This window comes from Mycobacterium sp. 1245499.0 (assembly GCF_001673615.1).
GTDB classification, from domain to species: domain Bacteria; phylum Actinomycetota; class Actinomycetes; order Mycobacteriales; family Mycobacteriaceae; genus Mycobacterium; species Mycobacterium europaeum_A.
On the sequence record NZ_LZMG01000308.1, the window covers coordinates 1 to 22,308 of the forward strand.

Sequence of the window (22,308 nt, forward strand, 5' to 3'; positions counted from 1 at the left end):
GCAACTACGAGTACGCCATCAACAACTCGTTCGGCTTCGGCGGACACAACGTGGCCATCGCCTTCGGGCGGTACTGATCCGAGCAACACCGAATATCAGGAGACCTGCGATGACTATCACGGCCCCCGAGACGGTTGGCGAGTCGCTCGACCCTCGCGACCCGCTGTTGCGCTTGAGCAATTTCTTCGACGACGACACCGTCGAGCTGTTGCACGAGCGTGATCGCTCTGGCGTGCTGGCCGCCGCGGGGACCGTGAACGGTGTACGCACCATTGCGTTCTGCACCGACGGCACCGTGATGGGCGGTGCCATGGGCATCGAGGGGTGCACGCACATCGTCAACGCCTACGACACCGCCATCGAGGAGCAGAGCCCGATCGTGGGCATCTGGCACTCCGGCGGCGCCCGGCTGGCCGAGGGCGTGAAGGCCCTGCACGCGGTGGGCCTGGTGTTCGAGGCGATGATCCGGGCGTCCGGCTACATCCCGCAGATCTCGGTGGTCGTCGGCTTCGCGGCCGGCGGCGCCGCCTACGGGCCGGCCCTGACCGACGTCATCGTGATGGCACCGGACAGCCGGGTTTTCGTCACCGGGCCCGACGTGGTGCGCAGCGTTACCGGCGAGGACGTGGACATGTGCTCGCTGGGTGGCCCGGAGACCCACCACAAGAAGTCCGGGGTGTGCCACATCGTCGCCGACGACGAGCTCGACGCCTATGAGCGGGGTCGCCGGTTGGTCGGGTTGTTCTGCCAGCAGGGGCATTTCGACCGGAACAAGGCCGAGGCCGGTGACACCGACATCCACGCGCTGCTGCCCGAGTCGGCACGGCGGGCCTACGACGTGCGCCCGATCGTGACCGCGATCCTCGATGACGAGACGCCGTTCGACGAGTTCCAGGCCAATTGGGCGCCGTCGATGGTGATCGGGCTGGGCCGCCTGTCCGGCCGCACGGTCGGCGTGCTGGCCAACAACCCGTTGCGCCTGGGTGGCTGCCTGAACTCCGAAAGCGCCGAGAAGGCAGCGCGTTTCGTGCGCCTGTGCGACGCGTTCGGTATTCCGCTGGTGGTGATCGTCGACGTGCCCGGCTACCTGCCCGGCGTCGACCAGGAGTGGGGCGGCGTGGTGCGCCGCGGCGCCAAGCTGTTGCACGCGTTCGGTGAGTGCACGGTTCCGCGTGTCACGCTGGTGACCCGAAAGACCTACGGCGGGGCCTACATTGCGATGAACTCCCGGTCGCTGAACGCCACCAAGGTATACGCGTGGCCGGACGCCGAGGTGGCGGTGATGGGCGCCAAAGCGGCCGTCGGCATTCTGCACAAGAAGAAGCTGGCCGCCGCGGCCGATCAGGAGCGCGAAGCGCTGCACGACCAGCTGGCGGCCGAGCACGAGCGGATCGCGGGCGGCGTGGACAGCGCCATCGAGATCGGCGTGGTCGACGAGAAGATCGACCCGTCGCACACCCGCAGCAAGCTCACCGAGGCGCTGGCCCAGGCCCCCGCGCGCCGCGGCCGTCACAAGAACATCCCGCTGTAATTTCTAGGCCCGCGAGCGTAAGGGCACTGCGGAAATTCGCGTGCAAAATCGCAGTCCGCTTACGCTCGCGCAGGTAGCGGGCCCAGGATCGTCGAAAGCGCTTGCCGCAGTTCCCCTTCGGGATCGGCGGGGAGTCGCTCGGCGCGCCATCCGACGAAATCGTCCGGACGGATCAGCAGCGCCCCTTCCGGCGCCAGGCCAGTGATCGCCGCCCACTCGTCGTTGTAGCAGCGATGCGCCGACAGCGACGCCGAAGCCGCTGCCGCACACCATCGCTCGTCGCCGGACAGCACGGTGAATCGGGGCCCCAGCAGGTCGAGCGTCGACACCCCGTCTCGCAACCAGACGTGCGGTACCCGCGTGCCCGGTTGCGCGCGCAACTCGTCCACCAGGGCGCCGCCTTCCGCGTCGCTCGTCACGACCGCCGCCGAGCGGTACCGGTATCCGATGAGCAGGGTGAACATCGAGCATTCTTCATCAGCCGGCAGTTGCGGAGCGTCGCGGCCCGGCCGCAGCAGGGCCATCGACGGCCCGGTGAGCGATTGGCGCGCGGCGAATCGGCCCACCGGATGACGCTCGGCGTGGTAGGTCGCCAATAGCTCGGGTGTGGCCGTGCCACGCAGGACGGCGGCGAGTTTCCAGGCCAGATTGTGTGCGCTCTGGATGGCGGTGTTGGCTCCCCCGGCCTTGAACGGCGGCATGGTATGCGCCGAATCGCCGACGAGATACGCTCGCCCACAATCGAATTGATCGGCCACCTGCTCGTAGGGCTGCCACGCCGCGACCTCGATGATGTCGAGGTCTATCCGCTCCCCGATCGCCTGGGTGAGCAGCTCGCGGCAGCGCTGCGGGGTGAACTGTCCGGCCGACTCGCCCTCACCGGGAAAGTAGGTGGTGATGAACATGCCGAGATCGCCCTCGGCGACCAGGAATATGCCGTCCACATCGTCGTTTTTGACCTGCACGCCATCGCCGTCGTGCAGCTCCGGGATGAAGCGGCGCCACGGGGCCCGGAAGTAGATGAAGACGACATAGATCGGCAGCGCGCCATACCCGGATGTGCTGATGCCCAACGATTTACGGATCGGGCTGTGCACGCCGTCGGCGCCGACGAGATAGTCGGCGCGGACGGTCTGCGACTCCCCCGATTCGACGTCGCACACCACCGCGGTGACGCCGGTGTCGTCCAGCTTGAACGAGGACAACCGTGTGCCGTAGCGCACCTCGCTGCCGGCCCGCCGCGCCGCGTCGATCAGAATCGGCTCGAGCCGGCTCTGTGGGCAATACTGCGCCGCCGGCTCGGGGCTGAGCCTGTCCAGACCGGCGAAGATCGCGCCGACGTCGAGCGCCGGCTCTTGCACGGTGCTGTTGAGCGTGGGCCGGACCACCAGGGTCGAGACGTGCTCTGCGACCGCCCGCACCTCGTCCCGAAGGCCAAGGCCGCGCAGGATTTCTGAGCTTCGGAAACTCAGGTTGCGGGCCTTGGGGTACAGGAAGATCTCCGGTCGTTTCTCGACCAGCAGTGAATGGACGCCGTGTTGGGCCAGCAGCGCCGACGTCGCCAGGCCGCCAACGCCGGCGCCCACGATCAACACCGGGACTCGGATCGTCATCGGCCCTCCCTCCACCAGCACGGCATAAACTGACAGTCTCTATCATAAGATACTAACTATCAATACCCGGCCGTGTGGCGGGAGGCCATCGGGCGGCCGCCCTAGCCGAAGCGCGCCAGAAACTCCTTGGCCACGGCGACCACTCGCTCCCGATCCCGCGCTACCAACCCGATCCGCGTGCGTCGATCGAGGATGTCGGAGACATCAAGCGCGCCCTCATGCGTTATCGCGTATTCGAATTCCGCTCGGCTGACGTCGATTCCGTCCGCGACCGGCGCGGTCGGTCGCTCGCAGGCCGCGGTGGCAAACACCTTGGGCGCCTCGGCGCCGAAGCGCGCCACCAGCGAAGCCGGCAACCCGGCGTCGGACTCGGCGATCACACCGGGATTGGCGGGCGCCCCGATCAGCGGCAGGTTGCGGGTTCGGCATTTGGCGGCGCGCAGTCGCCGCACCCGCACGGCGCGATCCAGCACGTCCTGTGCCATGTGGCGGTATTCGGTCAGCTTGCCGCCGATCACGCTGATCACCCCGGACGCCGACTCCACGACGGCGTGTTCGCGCGAGACGTCGGCGGTGCGGCCCTCGCCGGTGTCGATCAGTGGGCGCAGCCCGGCATAGGCGCCGATCACATCGGTGGCGGTGAGCGCGGTCCCCAGTGCGGTGTTGACGGTGTCGAGCAGGAAGATGATCTCGTCGACCGACGGTTCGGGCACATCCGGAATGGGACCGGGCGCCGCCTCGTCGGTCAGCCCCAGATAGACCCGGCCCAGTTGTTCGGGCATGGCGAAGACGAAGCGGTTGAGCTCACCCGGAATCGGAATCGTCAGCGCCGCAGTCGGATTGCCGAACGACTGGGCGTCGAAGACCAGATGGGTGCCGCGACTCGGCCGCAACCGCAACGAGCCGTCGATCTCGCCCGCCCATACCCCGGCCGCGTTGATGACCGCGCCAGCCGCAATGTCGATCGACTCACCGCCGCGCATGTCGGTCAGCCGCACCGAGGTACCGGTGGCCCGCGACGCCGCCACGTGGGTCAGGATTCGGGCGCCGTGCTGCGCGGCGGTGCGTGCGACGGCGGTGACCAGGCGGGCGTCGTCGACCAGTTGACCGTCGTAGGCCAGCAGGCCACCGTCCAGGCCGGCATGCCGTACGGTCGGCGCCATCGCAACGACGCGTTGCGCTGAAATCCGTTGCGAGCGCGGTAGTGTCGAGGCCGGTGTGCCGGCCAGAAACCGCAACGCGTCACCGGCCAGGAAGCCGCCCCGCACCAGGGCCCGCTTGCCCGGACTCATCGACGGCAGCAGCGGCACCACCTGCGGCATGGCGTGAACCAGGTGGGGCGCGTTGCGCGTCATCAGGATTCCGCGCTCGATGGCGCTGCGCCGGGCGATGCCCACGTTTCCCGTCGCGAGGTAGCGCAGGCCGCCATGGACAAGCTTGGAACTCCACCGGCTGGTCCCGAAGGCCAGATCGTGTTTCTCCACCAGCGCCGCCCGCAGCCCGCGCGCGGCGGCATCCAGCGCGATCCCGGCGCCGGTGATGCCACCGCCGATCACCACGACGTCCAGTGGCTCACCGTCGGCGAGTGCGGTCAAGTCGGCGGCGCGGCGCGCGGCGTTCAGGGCGGTCGGATCAGCTATCACGACAGATATCCGTTCAGCGAGTAGGCGAGTTCGGCGGCCAGCGCGTCGGCGTCGAGCATCGGCTCGACGATCCGGGCCGACTGGATGGTCGACTGCGCGATCAGCAGCACCATGGTCGCCATCTGGACCGGGTCGCCGAGCCGGACGCTGCCGTGCCGCTGGGCCGCCCGGAGCCGAGCGGCGAGGGCGTCGATCAGCATGCGCTGGCTGGTGCCGAGGCGTTCGGTGATATAGGTCGACGCGAGGTCCGAGTGCAGCACCGACATCACCAATTGGTCCGCACGCAACAGGTTGGCCACCGTAACAATCTGTCGCACAAGCGATTCGCGATCGTCCCCCAACAACGGCGCGTCGCGCATCACCTCGGTGACGTGCTGGGTCAACAGCGCCGCCACGATCGACTGCGTATCCGGCCACCGCCGATACACCGTCGGCCTGCTGACGCCCGCCCGTCGGGCTATCTCGGCGAGCGTCACCCGCTCCACGCCGAAATCCACCACACAGCTGGCCGCGGCCGCGAGGATGCGCTCGCCGGTATCCAGCTCGGCGTTACGGATTGACAACATGTGTAATACTGTAACGCATGACGCATTCCCAGGGGCTCCTGCCGCCGATGAAATGGAACGCGTGGGGCGATCCCGCGGCGGCCAAGCCGCTCTCGGAGGGAATCAGGTCATTACTGCAGCAGGCCGTGGGGGTCGAGGGGTCCCGCACGGCCGAACTGCGATCCGACCAGGTGCAACTGCGCCCGTCGGCGTTGTCGGAGGCGCATCTCGAAGCGCTCACCGCCCTCGTCGGCGCCGAGTATTGCCGCACCGCCGACGCCGATCGGCTGCTGCACGCGGGCGGCAAGTCCACCATCGACCTGCTCAATCGCAAAGAGCGCGGCCCGCAGGATGCGCCCGACGCCGTGCTGTTGCCCGGCGACGACGAAGCCGTGTCCGGCGTCCTGCGCTACTGCTCGGAGCATCGCATCGCCGTCGTACCTTTCGGCGGGGGCACCAGCGTGGTCGGTGGGCTCAATCCCATTCGCGCGGGGTTCTCCGCCGTCGTCTCGCTCGACCTACGCCGTTTCGATCGGCTGATCTCGCTGGACGAGGTATCCGGCCAGGCTGTTTTCGGTGCGGGGGTCACGGGGCCGGGCGCCGAGAGACTCCTTGGCGCGCAAGGCTTTTCGCTCGGTCATTTCCCGCAGAGCTTCGAGTACGCCACCATCGGCGGCTTCGCCGCAACCCGCTCCTCCGGGCAGGACTCGGCGGGCTACGGCCGGTTCAACGACATGGTGCGGGGGCTACGGGTGGTCACGCCGGTGGGCATCATGGATCTCGGTCGCGCACCGGAATCGGCCGCCGGCCCGGACCTGCGTCAGCTGTTGATCGGCTCGGAGGGCACCCTGGGCGTCATCACCCAGGTGCGGCTCCGCGTGCACCGCGCGCCGCAAGCCGTCCGCTACGAGGCGTGGTCGTTCCCCGACTTCGAGACGGGGGCCGCGGCCCTGCGCGCCGTCACCCAGAATGCCACCGGCCCCACCGTCATTCGGCTCTCCGACGAGGCCGAGACGGGGGTCAACCTGGCCACCACCGAGGCGATCGGCGAATCCCAGATCACCGGCGGATGTTTGGGCATCACTGTGTTCGAGGGCACAGAGGAACACGTCCACAGCCGGCACGACGAAACCAGCGCACTGCTGACGGCCGAGGGCGGAACCTCACTGGGCGAAGGACCGGCGCAGGCCTGGGAGCGCGGCCGCTTCGGCGCGCCGTACCTGCGCGATTCACTGCTCGCGGCCGGGGCGCTGTGCGAAACGCTGGAGACCGCCACCGACTGGTCGAACATTCCCACCCTGAAAGCCGCTGTGACTCAAGCTCTTACCGGCGCACTCGCCGAGACGGGCACGCCGGCTCTGGTGATGTGCCACATCTCGCACGTCTATCCCACCGGCGCGTCGTTGTACTTCACCGTCGTCGCCGGCCAGCGGGGCGATCCGGTCGAGCAATGGAAAGCCGCCAAAAAGGCCGCGTCGGATGCCATCATGGCCACCGGCGGGACCATCACCCACCACCATGCGGTCGGCATCGACCATCGGCCGTGGATGCGCGACGAGATAGGCGAACTGGGAGTGCAGGTGCTACGCGCGGTCAAGTCGACATTGGATCCAGCCGGAATCCTCAATCCCGGCAAGCTGATTCCGTGACATCACTGCGCCGCCGCGAAATCGGCAAGGTGATCGCGCTGACCAACCCGGTGTCGGGGCACGGCGCCGCGGTACGCGCCGCCCAACTCGCGATCGCGCGGCTACACCGCCGGGGTGTGGAGGTCGTCGAAATCATCGGTGACGACGCGCAAGACGCGCGCCATCTCGTCGGCGCGGCTATGGAGAAGGGCACCGACGCGGTGATGGTGACCGGCGGCGACGGCGTCGTTTCCAACGCCCTGCAGGTGATGGCCGGCACCGACATTCCGTTGGGCGTGATCCCGGCCGGCACCGGCAACGACCACGCGCGCGAATTCGGCATCCCCACCAAGGACGCGGAGGCCGCCGCGGACATCGTCATCGACGGCTGCACGGAATCCATTGACCTGGGCCTGATTCGGGACGACAGCGGCGCCGAAAAGTGGTTCGGCACCGTGGCGGCCACCGGCTTCGACTCGCTGGTCACCGATCGCGCCAACCGGATGAGCTGGCCGCACGGGCGGCTGCGGTATTACGTCGCGATGCTCGCCGAACTGTCTCAATTGCGGCTCTTGCCATTTCGCTTGGTGCTGGACGGCACCCAGGAGCTCGACGCCGACATCACGCTGGCCGCCTTCGGCAACACCCGCAGCTACGGCGGGGGGATGCAGATCTGCCCGGGGGCTGATTACACCGACGGCCTGCTGGAGATCACGATGGTGCACGAGGCGTCCCGCACCAAACTGGTCCGCCTGTTTCCCACCGTGATGAAGGGGACCCACGTCCAGCTCGACGAGGTGAGCACGGCGCGGGCCAAGTCCATTCGCGTCGAGTGCCCCGGCATCAACGTCTACGCCGACGGCGACTTCGCCTGCGCGCTACCGGCCGAGATCTCGGTGGTGCCGGGCGCTCTGCAGATTCTGCGCCCGGCCAAGCGATAGGGCCGGTCTCTGGGGACCATTAGCGCGTGCTCGAACACGCTAGCGGATGTGCTAGCGCTTTCCAGAGTCGTCCAGTGCTTCGGAGAGAGGCGGCGTGAACCGGCCCGCCGGTCGACTAGCCGACCCCCCGGCTGAGCCAGGTCACCTCGCCGACGTCGCCGCCGTCGCGATAGGCCTCGAGCGCCTCATCCCAGGCGGTGCCCAGCACCGAGTCCAATTCGGCGGCCAGGGTGTCGGCGCCCTGGGCCATCATCGACCGCAGCCGCATCTCCCCGACCATGACGTCGCCGTTGGCACTCATCACCCCGCTCCACAGGCCGAGTTGCGGGGTGTGACTGAATCGGTGGCCGTCGACGCCGGGGCTGGGGTCCTCGGTGACCTCGAAGCGCAGCACGGACCAGGACCGCAGCGCGTTGGCCAGCTTGGCGCCGGTGCCCACCGGCCCGACCCAGTTGGTGACCGCGCGCAGCTGACCGGGCATCGCCGGCTGGGGCGTCCAGGTCAGATTCGCCTTGGCACCCAGGGTCGACGACAACGCCCACTCGACATGCGGGCAAACCGCCGCGGGCGAAGCGTGCACGTACACCACGCCAGTCGTCACGTCGGCGAATTGATTCGACGCTCGCATTTCCTGCTCCTTCGGTTCCACGAGGGACGTCTTCCCCAACGACCTGCGGACCCGGCAAAACAGGGCAGCTTGTGCGAAATCTTCGATTTTTTATGTGTCCTGCGTGTCTATTGTGCCTTGTGATACCCCTGTTGCGCTAGTGTGCATTTCCCACTAGCTGTAATCGGCTAGCACGGCGTCGGAAAGCGCCGGCCACGGCCGCAGCGCCCAGTCCCCGAAATCGCGGTCCGTGAGCACCACCAGCGCCAGCCCTTTTTCGGGATCTGCCCAGATGAAACCGCCTGCTTGGCCGAAATGGCCGTACGTTCGCGCCGAATTGTTCGCACCCGTCCAGTGCGGTGATTTCGTGTCCCGGAGCTCGAAACCCAGGCCCCAATCGTTGGGCCGTTGCACTCCGTAACCGGGCAGAACGCCGTCCAGACCGGGAAACTGCACCGTGGTCGCCTCGGTGTGCAGGCTTTCAGAGACCGTCACCGGCCGCAGCAGGTCCCCCGCGAACACCGCCAGATCAGCCACCGTCGACCTCGCCCCGAAACCCGCGGCCACCGCACCGCCTTCCAGCTGGGTGGCCGCCATACCCAGCGGTTCGCACACCGCCTCGGTCAGGTAGCGCGCAAACTCGATGCCGGTCTCTTGCTGCACCGTCTGACCCAGCACCGTGAAGCCCTGGTTGGAGTAGATGCGGCGGGTTCCCGGTGCGGCCAGCACCTGCTCGGAGTGCATCGACAGGCCCGACGTATGGGCCAGCAGGTGGCGGACGGTCGCGCCGGGCGGCCCGGCGGCCGTGTCGAGGTCGAGCGCACCTTCCTCGATGGCGACCTGCACGGCCCGCGCGGCCAGCGGCTTGGTCACCGAGGCCAGCTCGAACACCCGCCCGGTGTCGCCGTGACTGGCCAGCACGCCGCCGGGCCCGATCACCGCGGCGGCGGCGGCCTCGACCGGCCAGTCGGCAAGAGCGTCGAGGGCCGCCATCACTTCCTGGCGATGTAGTAGTTGTTGATCGGGTCCGACTCGATCTCGGCCACCCGCACGTCGTCGAAGCCGGCGTCGCCCAGCATCGAGACGGCCAGTTGGGTGCCCCAGGCCGTGCCCAGCCCGGCGCCGTCCAGCGCCAGCGACACCGTCATGCAGTGCATCAACGACGTCGTGTACAGGTAGGTGCTCATCGGAACGCCGATGTTCTCCTCGAGCCGGCTCGACGCCTTGATGTCGGCCATCAGCAGCACCCCGCCGGGCCGCAGCGCCCGGTAGATGTTTTCCAGGACGCGCGCCGGCTGCGCCTGATCGTGGATGGCGTCGAAGACGGTGATGACGTCGTAGGCGTCTTTTTTTGACGCCTTGTCCAAATCAGCGAGATTGTGGCTTTCGAAGGCGGCGTTGGCCAGCCCCCGCTCGGCGGCCTCCCGAATCCCGGTGGCGATGGCCTGCTCGGAAAAGTCGATGCCGGTGAAGCGGCTGGCCGGAAACGCTTGTGCCATCACGTTGATGGCGTGTCCGCTGCCGCAGCCGAAATCGGCCACGTCGGCTCCGGCGCGCAGCCGCGGCACCAGGCCGTCCACCAGCGGCAGCACCACGTCGACCAACGCGGTGTCGTACACCACGCCGCTCTGCTCGGCCATCAACGCGTGGAAGCGCGGGAATTCGCTGTACGGCAGCCCGCCGCCGGCACGGAAGCACCCGATGATCTTCTGTTCGACCTCGGCGAGCACCGGGACGAGCAGGGTGACCAGGGCCAGATTGTCCGGTCCGGCGGCGCGGGTCAGCACGGCGGCGCGCTGGGCGGGCAACGAGTAGCTGGCCGTGGCGGGGTCGTACTCGACGACGCGTCCGGTCGTCATGCCGGCCAGCCACTCTCGGACGTAGCGTTCGTTGAGCCCGGCGGCGTCGGCGATCTGCGCACTGGTGGCGGGCGCCATGCCGGCCATCGTGTCCAGCAGACCGGTCTGATGGCCGATGCTGAGCAACAACGTCAGGCTGGCGCCGTCGATTGCCGCGGTTATTCTTTCGGTGAATTCTTCGGTGGTTTCCAAAGCCGTCACGCCCACGGACGCTACACCCGGTTCATGGGTGGACAACCCGCCGAGAGATGTATGGCGACGAACCCCTAGGTTGGAGCCCATGAGTCAGACAGTGCGCGGCGTGATTTCACGCAAGAAGGGCGAACCCGTCGAATTGGTGGACATCGTCGTCCCGGATCCCGGACCCGGTGAGGCCCTGGTCGACGTCATCGCCTGCGGGGTGTGCCACACCGACCTGACCTACCGCGAGGGCGGCATCAACTACGAATATCCGTTCCTGCTCGGCCACGAGGCCGCCGGCCGGGTGGAGGCTGTCGGGCCGGACGTGACCGCCGTCGCGCCGGGCGACTTCGTGATCCTGAACTGGCGCGCGGTGTGTGGGCAGTGCCGGGCCTGCAAGCGCGGCAGGCCGCACCTGTGCTTCGACACCTTCAACGCCACCCAGAAGATGACGCTGACCGACGGCACCGAGCTGACGCCCGCGCTGGGCATCGGCGCGTTCGCCGACAAGACGCTGGTGGCCGCCGGCCAGTGCACCAAGGTCAATCCCGAGGCCGACCCCGCGGTGGCGGGCCTGCTGGGCTGCGGTGTGATGGCCGGGCTGGGCGCGGCGATCAACACCGGCGCGGTCACCCGCGACGACACCGTCGCCGTGATCGGTTGTGGCGGTGTGGGCGACGCCGCGATCGCCGGCGCCGCGCTGGTGGGCGCCCGGCGGATCATTGCCGTGGACACCGATAACACCAAACTGGACTGGGCTCGCAAGTTTGGTGCCACGCACACCGTCAACGCCCGCGAGCTGGATGTCGTCAAGACCATCCAGGACCTCACCGACGGGTTCGGCGCCAACGTGGTGATCGACGCGGTGGGCCGGCCCGAAACCTGGAAGCAGGCCTTCTACGCCCGTGACCTGGCCGGAACCGTTGTGCTGGTTGGGGTTCCGACGCCCGACATGCGCCTGGACATGCCGCTGGTGGACTTCTTCAGCCACGGCGGGGCGCTGAAGTCGTCGTGGTACGGCGACTGCCTGCCCGAGCGCGACTTCCCGACGTTGATCGACCTGTATCTGCAAGGCCGGCTCCCGCTCGAGCAGTTCGTCTCCGAACGCATCGGGCTCGGCGACATCGAGGAGGCGTTCCACAAGATGCACGGCGGCGAGGTGCTGCGCTCGGTGGTGGTGCTCTGATGGCGGGCATCGAGCGGCTGGTCACCCACGGCACCTTCGAACTCGACGGCGGCAGTTGGGAAGTCGACAACAACATCTGGATCGTCGGCGACGACTCCGACGTCGTCGTGTTCGACGCCGCGCATTCAGCCGAGCCGATCTTGGCCGCCGTCGGCAACCGTAACGTGGTCGCGGTGGTGTGCACCCACGGCCACAACGACCACGTCACCGTGGCGCCCGAACTGGGCGCCGCGCTGGACGCACCGGTGCTGCTCCACCCCGGCGACGACGTGCTCTGGCGAATGACGCACCCGGACAAGGACTTTCGGCTGATCGGCGACGGTGACACGCTCGATGTCGCGGGCACCGAGCTGCTGGCGTTGCACACGCCGGGTCACTCCCCCGGATCGGTGTGCTGGTATGCCCCGGAACTGGGCCCCGAAGGCGTGGTGTTCAGCGGGGACACCCTGTTCTCCGGCGGCCCGGGCGCGACCGGGCGCTCCCATTCGGATTTCGGAACGATCCTGCAGTCGATCTCCGTTCGGCTCGGTACGTTGCCCGGCGACACGGTCGTGCACACCGGCCATGGCGACAGCACCACCATCGGCGACGAAATCGTGCACTACGAAGAATGGGTGGCCCGCGGCCACTGATCCTTCGCCGAACTGAGCACCGGCTCGGCCATTATCGTTGATTCATGCCGCCCGAAGCCCGGATGCCCGAATCGAGCATTGTGGTGCGGCCCGAGCCTTCCTACACCGAGGCGTCGCGGTTGCGCGCCGCCGGGTTGGCGCAGGCGATCGCGGTGTTCGAGCGGGCCGCCGAACAGGTGGCGCTGCCCAAGCCTCCGCAGCCGATCGTCATCGCCGACTATGGCGCGGCCAACGGCCACAATTCGCTGAGGCCGCTGTCGGCCGGGATCGCCGTGCTGCGCCGGCGCACGCGACACGACCACGCAATCCTGGTGGCGCACACCGACGTACCGGGCAACGACTTCGCGGCGCTGTTCGAGACGGTGGCCGACGACCCGGAGAGCTACCTGCACTCCGATACGGCGACGTTCACCTCCGCGGTCGGGCGGTCGTTCTACGACCAGATCGTGCCGTCCAAGACGGTCAACCTGGGCTGGACGTCCTGGGCAACCCAGTGGCTGAGCCGAACCCCCTGCGAGGTGCACGATCACGTGCACGTCTCGCGCAGCACAGACGACGCGGCGCAAGCGGCCTACGCCGACCAGGCCGCGCTGGACTGGCACAACTTCGTCGCGTTCCGCGGGCGCGAGCTGGCTCCCGAGGGCCGGTTGGTGGCGTTGATGCTGGCGGCCGACGAGGACGGGTCGGCGGGTTTCGCCCCACTGCTCGATGCCCTCGTCGCGGCGCTCGCTGATCTGGTGCGCGACGGCCTGCTGCACTCGGATGAAGTGCGGCGCATGACGATTCCCACGTTCGCTCGCGCCGAGAAGGACTTCCGCGCCCCGTTCGCGCCGAAGGGACGGTTCGAGGGCCTGATGATCGAGCACCTCGAGATGTTCAATGCCGAGGATCGGTTCTGGGCTCGCTACCAGGTGGACCACGACGCCGAGGCGTTCGGTGCGCAGTGGGCGGCCTTCGCGCGATCCGCGCTGTCCGGATCGCTGGTGACCGCACTCGACGGTGGGAGCCACGACGAGCGGGCCGGCCATTTCGTCGAGCAGTTGGAGTGCGCGGTCGCCGAGCGCCTGTCAAGCGCACCCGAGCCGATGCGGATCCCGCAGGCCTTGGTCGTGCTGGTCAAGCGCGACGCCGCGCGTTCATGAGAGTTTCGGCACAACCACGCAGCGGGTAACCCCCTGCAATCGTCGAACCTGCGACCGCAAGGGGGTAGACGCATGAGCGTGCAGGACGATAAATCGACCGACCAGCAGGACGATAAGTCAACTGATCAAGACGATAGGCATCAGGACGATAGGCAATCGGGTCGAGCCGCAGAAGCTGATCAGACTAATCAAGGGGATGGTGAGCAGAAGCTGACCGAGAAGCCCGAGCCTGACGAGGACGACAAAAAAGAGGCCGCCAAGATGATGGAGGCCTATAAGGACAAACCCACGATCGTGCTGCCCGGCACCGGCGGAAGCGTGTCCGGCACGGCGGTCAACGACTGGCTCGACGACGACGGCAATCCCAGGCACGAGGAGCCCGAGGGCGGGGATTCGGGCGAGGGCTCGCAGGCCAAGACCGAGGGCGACGAGGGACGCGACGAGCAGGCGCTGAAGGATCAGATCGAGAAGGATAAGAAGCTCAACGAGGTCCTCAAAGAGGCCGCCGCCGCGGAGAACAAGGGCGAAAAGGATTGAGCTAGGCCCGAATTCCCGATCGCAGGCCTAGATCGCAGGCCTAGTGAGCGGGTATCGGGCCCAGCGCCGTGATGCCGAGGTTGCCCTCGATTTCCTGAATGATCTGGTTGACCCGGTCGAGCCCGGGAATCGGTTGGTTGACGCCTGGAATGGGTGGCACCTCGGGCGGGGCCGCCACCCGGCGCGGGGCTGGCGGTGGTGCCGCCTGGGGAGTCGCCCGCGGTGTGGTGGTCATCGGTGTCTCGGTCTCGGCGGGCGGGGTGGTATCCGAGGTTGACGGCACCGGGACGTCCGGCGGCGGCGGTGCCGGCGCCGCGGTGGCGCTGTTGGAAGCCGGCGGCGGGGCCACCGGTGTGGTGCTGACGGCCGGTGCCGGTGTGGTGGCCGATTTGTTCTGCGAGCCCAGCCCGATCGCCACCGCGGTGCCCACCAGCAGCACGGCCGCGACGGTGACGAGGATCGCCGCCGCCGGCAGTAGATGCCAGCGGGACAACAGACCCTTGCGCTTGGGCGTCTCGGCTGCGGCGTCGGGCGTAGCCGGAGTCGGTGAGTCGGTCGGCGGATAGTCGGCGGCGATGGCGGCATTGAGCCGCGAGTTGTGACCGGTGGCCGACCAGGCCCGTGCCATCTCCGCCTGAGTCGGCTCGGCCGGCGGCGCGGGCGAGGTCGCGGTCGCTTCGGGGCGGGGGTCCGGCCGCACGGCTGCCCGGGCCGTGGCCGCGGCGGGCACGGCGGGCGCCGAAAGTGTCGCGCCCGCGTCGCCGGGACCTTGGGCCACTCGCAGCGCGGCTCCGACGGCGGCCGCCAGTTGCGGGCGTGGCGTCGTCGCGACGGGAACGCGGAAGTGGCGCGACAGCGTGGTGGTGACGGTCGGCAGGTTGGCCCCGCCACCCGTCGAGACGATGGCGACGAGGTCACGAATCCCGTTGTGCGCCAACGTTTGGTCCAACACCGCGATCATGCGGTTCAGCGAGGGCCGGATCGCGTCGTCAAGTTCGTGCCGCCCGATCCGGATTTCGCCGCGCGTCCCGGTCAGCCCGTCGGTCAGCGTGGCCGTCGTGCGCGAGGACAGCTGTTCCTTGGCAACCCGGCATGCGCTGCGCAGCCGGCTCAGCGAGCCGATCGCCGCGCCGCCGGTGGGGAACGCCCCGGTGGTCGGCACGTTGGCGATCACCACGCTCAGCAGCGCCTGATCCATCAGGTCGCCGGAGAAATCGGGGTGCCGAACGGTCGGGGCCAACGCGTGGTAGTCACCGTCGGCGTGCAGCAACGTGATGTTGGTGCCGCTGCCGCCGAAATCGCACACCGCTACGGTGCCGCTCGGCGGTATGCCCGGGTTGGTCCGCACGGCGAGCAGCGTTGCGGCGGCGTCGGGGATCAGCAGGATAGGACGCGGCCGTTGCGACCATTCCGGAATTTCACCTAGCGCCGCGCCGAGGGCATCCACCGCGTGCGATTGCCAGTGCGCCGGATAGGTGACCGCGATGTTGTCGGGCAGGGGGCGTCCGTCGGTGGCGGCGTACGCGAGCGCGCGCAACCCGTCGGCGACCAACACCTCGCTGCGGTACACCGAGCCATCGGCCGCCACGACTGGGCGCGGGTCGCCGACGCGGTTGACGAAGCCGGTGATCACCACACCGGGACCCTGCAGTCTGGGGTTCTCCGCGGGGATGCCGATCTCGGCGGGACGATCCGGATACTGCGTCAGGACGGGCTTGCGGGTGATGGCCTTATCGGTGGTCACCGCCGCCAAGTTGGTGGCGCCGATCGACAAGCCCAGCGCGGTCCCGACTCCATCGACCATGTGAATCCCCGTATCCGCAGCACCAGCTCGCATCGGCTAGCCGTTATTGTGCCGCCATTACCTGTATTGCGGGTCAGCGGCGGCTATGCGCCCGCTGTGCGACGGTCACCGGATGCTGCCTTCGCCGGCGATCAGCGGCAGGTCGAGCGGGGTGACCCAGCCCGGCCCCAAGTCGTTGACCGCGGGCACGGCATTAAGTGCCCGCAGCCCGGTGGCCAGGCATCCGGCCGCGGCCGCGTCGCGGCCCGAGCCGTCGGTGAACCGGAACGCGGTCTCCTGGAAGATGCTCGGGGTCCCCTCGATGTCGACCCGGTAGACGTCGTTGTCGTGACCCGTCGGCCAGTCGGGGGCCGCGTCCAAGCCGATCCGGTTGACGTGTTCGAGCTGAATTCGGGTCTCGCCCTTGTAGACACCGTTGATGGTGAACCGCACCGCGGCCACGTGCCCGGGCTTGATGACGCCCCTCGCGGAGTTGCGCTCCGTGGGCGTCACCCACTTGTCCCAGGTGGTGGTGATTTCGTCGAGCATGATGCCGGCGGCGTGCGCGATCATCGGGACGGTGGCGCCCCACGCGAAGATCAACATGTCGCGGTCTTCCAGCATCGGCTTGAATTCGGGCTCGCGGCCGATGCCCATCTCGAATTCGTAGTCGCCCTCGTAGTTGGTGTAGTCCAGCAGCTCGGAGGCCCGGACCCGGCGCACCTCGGAACACAACCCCATCAACGTCATGGGAAACAGGTCGTTGGCGAATCCGGGGTCGATGCCGGTGGTGAAGCACGACGACTCCCCCAGCTCGCAGGCCTCGGTGATGGGCTGGATCCAGTTCGGCGGGTTGAGATGCATGGTCGGCCACACCCACGGGGTCATCGCCGTCGAACAGACGTCGATGCCGGCCCGCAGGAACCGGGTGATCAGCGAGATGTTCTCCTTGGCGTGCATGGCCGTCGGGCCGTAGTGCACCAGCGCGTCGGGTTTCAGGGCGATCAGGGCGTCGACGTCGTCGGTGGCGGTGATGCCGACGGGCTCGGGTAGCCCGCAGATCTCACCGACGTCGCGGCCGACCTTGTTGGGGTTGCTGACGCCGACGCCGACCAACTCGAACAGCGGGTGTTTGACGATCTCGGCGATCACCATCTTGCCGACGAAGCCGGTTCCGTACACCACCACACGCTTTGAGCCGTGTTCTGCCATGTTCTGCCGCCACCTTTCCGCGCACCAGCCCCCGCTTCGGGCTTCACCATAAGCTTCCCTACCGTCGCTCGTGGTGACACGATGCAATTCATGACGAAGCACCTCGCCGGACCTTCGGTCCTGTTGGCCGTCGGTTTCGGATTCGCGAATGCATGCGGCATGGCCCATGCCCTGCCCCAGATGCCCAAGGTCCGCTACGAGGTCAACGGGCCGGCGGTCGCCGAATTCATCTACTACCAAACCGACAACGGGCAGCTGCACCAGGTGAATGCGCCGCTGCCGTGGTCGACGGAGTTCACCGGTTATGGCGGTGAGGTGTTCACCGTCAGCGCCCAGGGGCCGGGACCCATCTCCTGCAAGATCCTGCTCGACGGCAACGTGGTGAGCGCCGCGACGGCAACGACGGGCGCACCCGCTCGAACCATCTGTACGCACTGACCCAGCACTCGTTTTCACGACGAAGGAGGTCCTGGTGAGCCTCAAGACGGGTCCCGAGAAAGCTCTTGCCCCGCGGACGAACGGGGCGCCCCCGCCCGACATTCCGCTCGCCGATATCCATCTGGAGTCGTTGGCCTTCTGGGAGTTGGACGACGACTTTCGCGACGGCGCGTTTGCGACGCTGCGCCGCGAGGCGCCGATCTCGTTCTGGCCCGCGGTCGAGTACGAGGGCTTTGAACCCGGCGACGGGCATTGGGCGCTGACCAAACATGACGACGTGCATTTCGCGAGCCGCCATCCCGACATCTTCAGCTCCAGCCCCAACATCACGATCAACGACAACACCCCGGAGATCAGCGAATACTTCGGCTCGATGATCGTGCTCGACGATCCCCGCCACCAGCGGCTGCGCTCGATCGTCAGCCGCGCGTTCACCCCGAAAGTAGTGGCCCGCATCGAGGCCTCGGTCCGCGAGCGGGCCCGGCGGCTGGTTGCGTCGCTGATCGCCAATCATCCCGACGGGGAGGCCGAACTGGTCAGCGAGCTCGCCGGCCCGCTGCCGTTGCAGGTCATCTGCGACATGATGGGCATCCCCGAACAGGACCATCAACGCATATTCCACTGGACCAACGTCATTCTCGGGTTCGGCGACCCGGACCTGGCCACCGATTTCGAGGAATTCCTTCAGGTGTCGATGGACATCGGCGCCTACGCCAGCGCGCTGGCCGAGGACCGGCGGTCCAATCACCACGACGATCTGACCACCAGCCTGGTGGAAGCCGAGGTCGAAGGGGAACGCCTGTCGTCCACCGAAATCGCGTCGTTCTTCATCCTGCTGGTGGTGGCCGGCAACGAGACGACGCGCAACGCGATCAGCCACGGCGTGCTGGCGTTGTCGCGCTATCCCGCCGAGCGGCAGAAGTGGTGGTCCAACTTCGATCGCCTGACCCCGACCGCCGTCGAGGAGATCGTGCGGTGGGCCTCCCCGGTGGTGTACATGCGACGCACCCTGACCCGCGACTTCAAACTCAGCGGCACCAAAATGAAGGCCGGCGATAAGGCCACGCTGTGGTACAACTCGGCCAATCGCGACGAGTCGACGTTCGAGAATCCCTGGGTTTTCGACGTGGCGCGCACGCCCAATCCGCACTTCGGCTTCGGCGGTGGCGGTGCCCATTTCTGCCTGGGCGCCAATCTGGCTCGCCGTGAGATCAGGGTCGTCTTCGACGAATTGCGGCGCGAGATACCGGACATCGTCGCGACGGACGAGCCCGCACGGCTGTTGTCGCAGTTCATCCACGGCATCAAATCGCTGCCGGTGGCGTGGACACCGCCGCGGTAGACCCACACCGAGTTGGCCTCTGCCCCAAGGCAATATCGCCTTGACCAAAGCGATAGCGCATGCGCTATCAGTTCGGGGCCTACGCTGATCGGCGTGACCATTCCCGCGTTTCCCGCCCCTGAGGTGCTGGCCGCCCGCCAGAAACTCGTGCTCGACCACTTCCACGACGAGGTCCGTCACGCCTGGGATGACGTCTTGTCGACCTTCCCGCATCCGCGTTACGAGCTGATCCCCCAGATGCTGGTGCACGACGGCGATGCGGCGGTGCGCGAGTACTACGCTTACACGCGGACCGCATTTCCCGACCAGGACCACGAAATCATCGCGCTGCGCCACAGCGCCGACGCGGTGATCGTGGAGTTCTGGCTGATGGGCACGCACCGGGGTTATCTGGGCAGGGTGCCGCCCACCGGTAGCCGGTTCCGGGTCCGCATGACCGCGTACTTCGTTTTCGACCACACCGAAACGCTTGTCTGCGAACGCATTTACTTCGACACGTTGACCATGATCAAGCAGCTCCTGGGCGGTCTGGACATGAAGAAGCCGGCGAATTGGTGGCTGGGCGCGCGGTGCCTGCGCGGATTCCTGTCGATGTCGTCGGAAAAACCGGACCCGGCGCTGACCAATACGCCCTAAACTCCACCGCTAAGGGATGGGGCAAAGGAGGCCGCGATGCGGATTTCACGCCTTCACACGATGTTCGGGCTGACCGCCGTGGCAATGCTGAGTTCGTGCGCCATGGCCGCCGCAACCCCCTTGCAGCCGGGCTCGCATACCGAGAAGTGGATCGACCTGCAGGCCGGTGAATGCGTCGCCGACCTGCCGCCGGCCGACGGGAGCCGCGTCAACGTCACCGTAGTCGACTGTGCGACAGCGCATTTAGGCGAGGTGTATCTGCGCGCTCCGATGGCCGTCGACGCCGCAATCGCCACCGTAGCCAACCGCGATTGCGCGGCCGGGTTAGCCCCGTATACCGGCCAACCCGCTGCCAGTAGCCGGTTTTCGATCACCTATCTCATCGACTCGAATCAAGACCGCACCGGCGCCAACCCCACCCCGAGCACCGTCATCTGCCTCTTGCAATCCGCCAACGGACAACCGTTGATCGGATCCGCGCACCACTGAGGGCTAGGCGATCACGTAGTCGCTGAGCGGGAAGGCTCCGGCCTCGCGCACCGAGTTGAGTGTCGACGTCGGCCGCAGCAGCGACGCCTCACCGCTGGGACTGAAGTAGTACGAACGCGACGTCGCGCAGTTTCCGGCGTAGAACACCGAATTGTCCAGCCGCTTGGTCATCCGTTCCATGAATCGGTCGGTGGCTTCTTCGGTCACCTCGAAGGTCGTCGCACCGCGACGCTTGACCTCGCCGAGCAACCTGTCCATGTGCCGCATCTGGTATTCGATGGTGTGGAAGAAGGAGAGTCCGGAGAAGGCGAACGGGCTTGCCAGTCCCAGGTAGTTCGGGAAGTAGGGCATGGAGACGCCCTGATAGGACTGGAACCTGGTCTCTCGCCACCACTTGCCTAGGTTGCGGCCCTTGCGGCCGACCACCTCGATGGCCGGGAAGTTGGCCTCCCACAGATCAAAACCGGTCGCCAGGACCAGGGTGTCGATGACCGTCTTGCGCCCGTCGGTGGACACGATGCCGTCGGGCTCGATCCGCTCGATCGAGGTGGTCTCCAGGTGCACGTGCGGCTTGGTGAACACGCGGTAGAAGCTGTTGGAGAAGGTGGGCCGCTTGCAACCGAGGTCATAGTCCGGCGTCAGCTTGGCTCGCAGTTCCTTGTCCCGGATCCACCGGAATCGACTGATCTTGGCCAAATCGGAGGCCGAGATGTTCCCCCTCCCCCGCGACTCCCGAAAGTGCAGCGCCCCCACCACCATGATGATCTCGAGGATGACGTCGCTCACCCACCGAAGCGCCCGCTGCGCAGCCGGCACCCGCGCAAATAGGCGCCGCACCGCCGGGGAGAACTCGAAGTCGAACTTGGGTATCACGTGGGTCGCGGTGCGCTGGTAGACGGTCAGCTCTGCGGCTTCTTTGGCCAGCTCCGGAATGACCTGTACCGCGGACGCGCCGGTCCCGATGACCGCGACACGCCGTCCTTCATAGCGGTAGTCGTGGTCCCAGGCGGTGGTGTGGACCACCTTGCCTGCAAAGCGCGCGATGCCCGGGATGTCCGGCATGCGGGGCTGGGACAGGAACCCGGTAGCCGTGATCAGGAAACGGGTCGTCAGCGTTTCGCCGCCGGCCAGCGCCACCCGCCACACCGCGGCGTCCTCATCCCACTGGGCGCCTTCCACCGTCGTGCTGAAACGCATGTGACGGCGCACGTCGTATTTGTCGGCGACGTCCACCGCGTACTGCTTGACCTCAGCCCCGGGCGCAAACAGCCGTGACCAGTCCGGTTTGGGTTCGAACCAGTACGAGTAAGTGGTCGACGGGATATCGACGGCGATGCCCGGGTAGTGGTTGACGTGCCAGGTGCCACCCAAGTCGTCCTCGCGCTCGAGGATGACGAAGTTGTCAAACCCGAGGCGCTTGAGCTGAATAGCGGCACCGATGCCGCCGAAACCCGCACCTACGATGATTGCGTCGAAACGGTCCGTGTCCACAGCGTTGCTCCGTACCTGTTTCCGTACTTAACGAATCATAAGCTTTCCCTAAGATACGTAACTCTAATAGGCCGCCACGCCGCACGCATCCGAGCTTTGCCGGTATGTGACCTTGCCGACACATCCGCGGTAACTCATCGACGGGTCTATCAGAACGGGAAATACGGCCGTCAACTGCGTAAACGGCCGCACCGCCAGCGATTACGCGACGGCGGGTCGCAATCGATGCCAGCGACTTAGCTCAGGGCGAAACCCTGGCGACTATCGGTTTCTTATCATGTGGCCGGTCCGGCCGCAGCTGTTCCCTGCAGCTGACCCAGGAACTCGTGGCATCGCCTGGCGCGCTCGGAGTCCTGAGCCATCACGTCGCTGAAGAAGGACGCGACGTCATCCAAGCCGGCATTCTTCGCGTCTCGCACATATTGGCCGTAATCGTGCCCGGCCTTCAGCGAGTGGTATTGAATCGAAATGAGATCGAAGGTTACGTCGTCGAAACCCGTTTCACCCGTTGCCATGTCGTCACCTCTCAGAGAGTGAGTGCCGAATCTGGTACTCGCACGTGACCGGCTACCCTGAATGGACAACACCAAACGACCGCTTAAAGTGTTTTTTGTAGGCAACCCGACTGCGCAATGGTGGCGTCGGTTCGATCGCGGCGACGCCGCCGCTATCCACCCCTGTCGCTGCGCTCCGGTACATAGGAAATCAGCACGAAATGGTTGGCAAGTTGACAGTTTTGGGAGGGGCTTGCATGGGCACTTTCGACGCCATGATCGCACGTCGCATCGTTCGCACTCTTGGTTCCGCAGTAGTTCTCGCAGCGTCGGGCGTGGCCGTTTCGGCCGTGTCCGCCTCCGTTATCCCCTCCGCGTC

At 67.1% G+C, this 22,308-nt stretch carries 22 protein-coding genes; 12 read left to right on the top strand and 10 right to left on the bottom strand.

The genetic code is table 11. The features are described from left to right. Positions 1 to 77 (top strand): hypothetical protein (locus tag A5646_RS30025; RefSeq protein WP_231122602.1); only part of this gene is annotated, 77 nt, incomplete at its 5' end. A 32-nt stretch (positions 78 to 109) separates the two neighbouring features. Then, positions 110 to 1,531 carry an acyl-CoA carboxylase subunit beta gene (locus A5646_RS18665; protein WP_067023308.1) on the top strand — a complete coding sequence of 474 codons (1,422 nt, stop codon included), beginning with the start codon at positions 110 to 112 and terminating at the stop codon, positions 1,529 to 1,531. Between the two features lie 59 nt (positions 1,532 to 1,590). Here the strand turns inward: A5646_RS18665 and A5646_RS18670 are convergent, their stop codons facing one another. The 3 genes from A5646_RS18670 to A5646_RS18680 form a co-directional block, all read right to left on the bottom strand. Then, positions 1,591 to 3,144 carry an FAD-dependent monooxygenase gene (locus tag A5646_RS18670; protein ID WP_067023343.1) on the bottom strand — a complete coding sequence of 518 codons (1,554 nt, stop codon included), beginning with the start codon at positions 3,142 to 3,144 and terminating at the stop codon, positions 1,591 to 1,593. Between the two features lie 101 nt (positions 3,145 to 3,245). After that, entirely contained in the window at positions 3,246 to 4,787 is a 1,542-nt protein-coding gene (locus A5646_RS18675; protein ID WP_067023311.1) for a glycerol-3-phosphate dehydrogenase/oxidase, read from the bottom strand. Then, positions 4,784 to 5,353, bottom strand: coding sequence for a TetR/AcrR family transcriptional regulator (locus A5646_RS18680; protein WP_067023314.1), 570 nt, complete (start codon positions 5,351 to 5,353; stop codon positions 4,784 to 4,786). Before A5646_RS18680 ends, A5646_RS18675 begins: the two co-directional genes overlap by 4 nt. 47 nt (positions 5,354 to 5,400) lie before the next feature. On the opposite strand from A5646_RS18680, the gene A5646_RS18685 reads away from it, so the two are divergent. Next, entirely contained in the window at positions 5,401 to 6,981 is a 1,581-nt protein-coding gene (locus A5646_RS18685) for an FAD-binding oxidoreductase (protein ID WP_156765643.1), read from the top strand. Further along, the gene (locus A5646_RS18690) at positions 6,936 to 7,901 is read left to right on the top strand and encodes a diacylglycerol kinase (RefSeq protein ID WP_369806964.1); all 966 of its coding nucleotides are present in this window, start codon (positions 6,936 to 6,938) and stop codon (positions 7,899 to 7,901) included. Before A5646_RS18685 ends, A5646_RS18690 begins: the two co-directional genes overlap by 46 nt. 115 nt (positions 7,902 to 8,016) lie before the next feature. Here A5646_RS18690 and A5646_RS18695 read toward each other — a convergent pair whose 3' ends face one another. The 3 genes from A5646_RS18695 to A5646_RS18705 form a co-directional block, all read right to left on the bottom strand. Next, positions 8,017 to 8,529: a DUF3145 domain-containing protein gene (locus tag A5646_RS18695; RefSeq protein ID WP_066882341.1), complete on the bottom strand. Its 513-nt coding sequence runs from the start codon at positions 8,527 to 8,529 to the stop codon at positions 8,017 to 8,019. Positions 8,530 to 8,682: 153 nt separating this feature from the next. Then, positions 8,683 to 9,501 (bottom strand): serine hydrolase, encoded by an 819-nt coding sequence (locus A5646_RS18700; protein WP_067023323.1) that lies wholly within the window; start codon positions 9,499 to 9,501, stop codon positions 8,683 to 8,685. Beyond that, positions 9,501 to 10,568 carry a class I SAM-dependent methyltransferase gene (locus tag A5646_RS18705; RefSeq protein WP_067023346.1) on the bottom strand — a complete coding sequence of 356 codons (1,068 nt, stop codon included), beginning with the start codon at positions 10,566 to 10,568 and terminating at the stop codon, positions 9,501 to 9,503. Before A5646_RS18705 ends, A5646_RS18700 begins: the two co-directional genes overlap by 1 nt. A 79-nt stretch (positions 10,569 to 10,647) precedes the next feature. Here A5646_RS18705 and A5646_RS18710 point away from each other — a divergent pair, with 79 nt between their 5' ends. The 4 genes from A5646_RS18710 to A5646_RS30455 all read left to right on the top strand — a co-directional run bounded on the left by A5646_RS18710 (position 10,648) and on the right by A5646_RS30455 (position 14,044). Next, positions 10,648 to 11,733, top strand: a complete 1,086-nt coding sequence (locus A5646_RS18710; RefSeq protein WP_067023326.1) for an S-(hydroxymethyl)mycothiol dehydrogenase — start codon at positions 10,648 to 10,650, stop codon at positions 11,731 to 11,733. Then, on the top strand, positions 11,733 to 12,365 hold the full coding sequence (locus A5646_RS18715) for an MBL fold metallo-hydrolase (RefSeq protein WP_067023328.1): 633 nt from the start codon (positions 11,733 to 11,735) through the stop codon (positions 12,363 to 12,365). Before A5646_RS18710 ends, A5646_RS18715 begins: the two co-directional genes overlap by 1 nt. Positions 12,366 to 12,409: 44 nt before the next feature. Further along, entirely contained in the window at positions 12,410 to 13,507 is a 1,098-nt protein-coding gene (locus A5646_RS18720; protein ID WP_066882324.1) for an SAM-dependent methyltransferase, read from the top strand. Positions 13,508 to 13,579: 72 nt separating this feature from the next. Beyond that, complete coding sequence (locus tag A5646_RS30455) at positions 13,580 to 14,044, top strand: hypothetical protein (protein ID WP_369806963.1); 465 nt, start codon at positions 13,580 to 13,582, stop codon at positions 14,042 to 14,044. A 40-nt stretch (positions 14,045 to 14,084) separates the two neighbouring features. Here the strand turns inward: A5646_RS30455 and A5646_RS18730 are convergent, their stop codons facing one another. Both A5646_RS18730 and A5646_RS18735 read right to left on the bottom strand, forming a co-directional pair. Continuing rightward, positions 14,085 to 15,848, bottom strand: a complete 1,764-nt coding sequence (locus tag A5646_RS18730; protein WP_067023331.1) for an Hsp70 family protein — start codon at positions 15,846 to 15,848, stop codon at positions 14,085 to 14,087. A gap of 105 nt (positions 15,849 to 15,953) precedes the next feature. Beyond that, on the bottom strand, positions 15,954 to 17,039 hold the full coding sequence (locus tag A5646_RS18735) for a dihydrodipicolinate reductase (RefSeq protein ID WP_066869733.1): 1,086 nt from the start codon (positions 17,037 to 17,039) through the stop codon (positions 15,954 to 15,956). 90 nt (positions 17,040 to 17,129) lie between these two features. On the opposite strand from A5646_RS18735, the gene A5646_RS18740 reads away from it, so the two are divergent. The 4 genes from A5646_RS18740 (at position 17,130) to A5646_RS18755 (ending at position 19,944) form a co-directional block, all read left to right on the top strand. Beyond that, positions 17,130 to 17,477: an MmpS family transport accessory protein gene (locus A5646_RS18740; protein ID WP_197498095.1), complete on the top strand. Its 348-nt coding sequence runs from the start codon at positions 17,130 to 17,132 to the stop codon at positions 17,475 to 17,477. Between the two features lie 34 nt (positions 17,478 to 17,511). Beyond that, the gene (locus A5646_RS18745) at positions 17,512 to 18,819 is read left to right on the top strand and encodes a cytochrome P450 (RefSeq protein WP_067023334.1); all 1,308 of its coding nucleotides are present in this window, start codon (positions 17,512 to 17,514) and stop codon (positions 18,817 to 18,819) included. Positions 18,820 to 18,912: 93 nt separating this feature from the next. Next, positions 18,913 to 19,455, top strand: coding sequence for an ester cyclase (locus tag A5646_RS18750; RefSeq protein ID WP_067023338.1), 543 nt, complete (start codon positions 18,913 to 18,915; stop codon positions 19,453 to 19,455). Between the two features lie 36 nt (positions 19,456 to 19,491). Next, positions 19,492 to 19,944, top strand: coding sequence for a hypothetical protein (locus tag A5646_RS18755; protein WP_067023340.1), 453 nt, complete (start codon positions 19,492 to 19,494; stop codon positions 19,942 to 19,944). A gap of 3 nt (positions 19,945 to 19,947) precedes the next feature. Here A5646_RS18755 and A5646_RS18760 read toward each other — a convergent pair whose 3' ends face one another. Beyond that, entirely contained in the window at positions 19,948 to 21,435 is a 1,488-nt protein-coding gene (locus tag A5646_RS18760) for an NAD(P)/FAD-dependent oxidoreductase (RefSeq protein ID WP_066882314.1), read from the bottom strand. Positions 21,436 to 21,710: 275 nt separating this feature from the next. Then, a complete protein-coding gene (locus tag A5646_RS18765) occupies positions 21,711 to 21,950 on the bottom strand; it encodes an acyl carrier protein (protein ID WP_066869715.1) in 240 nt (79 codons plus the stop codon). Positions 21,951 to 22,308 lie beyond the last annotated feature (358 nt).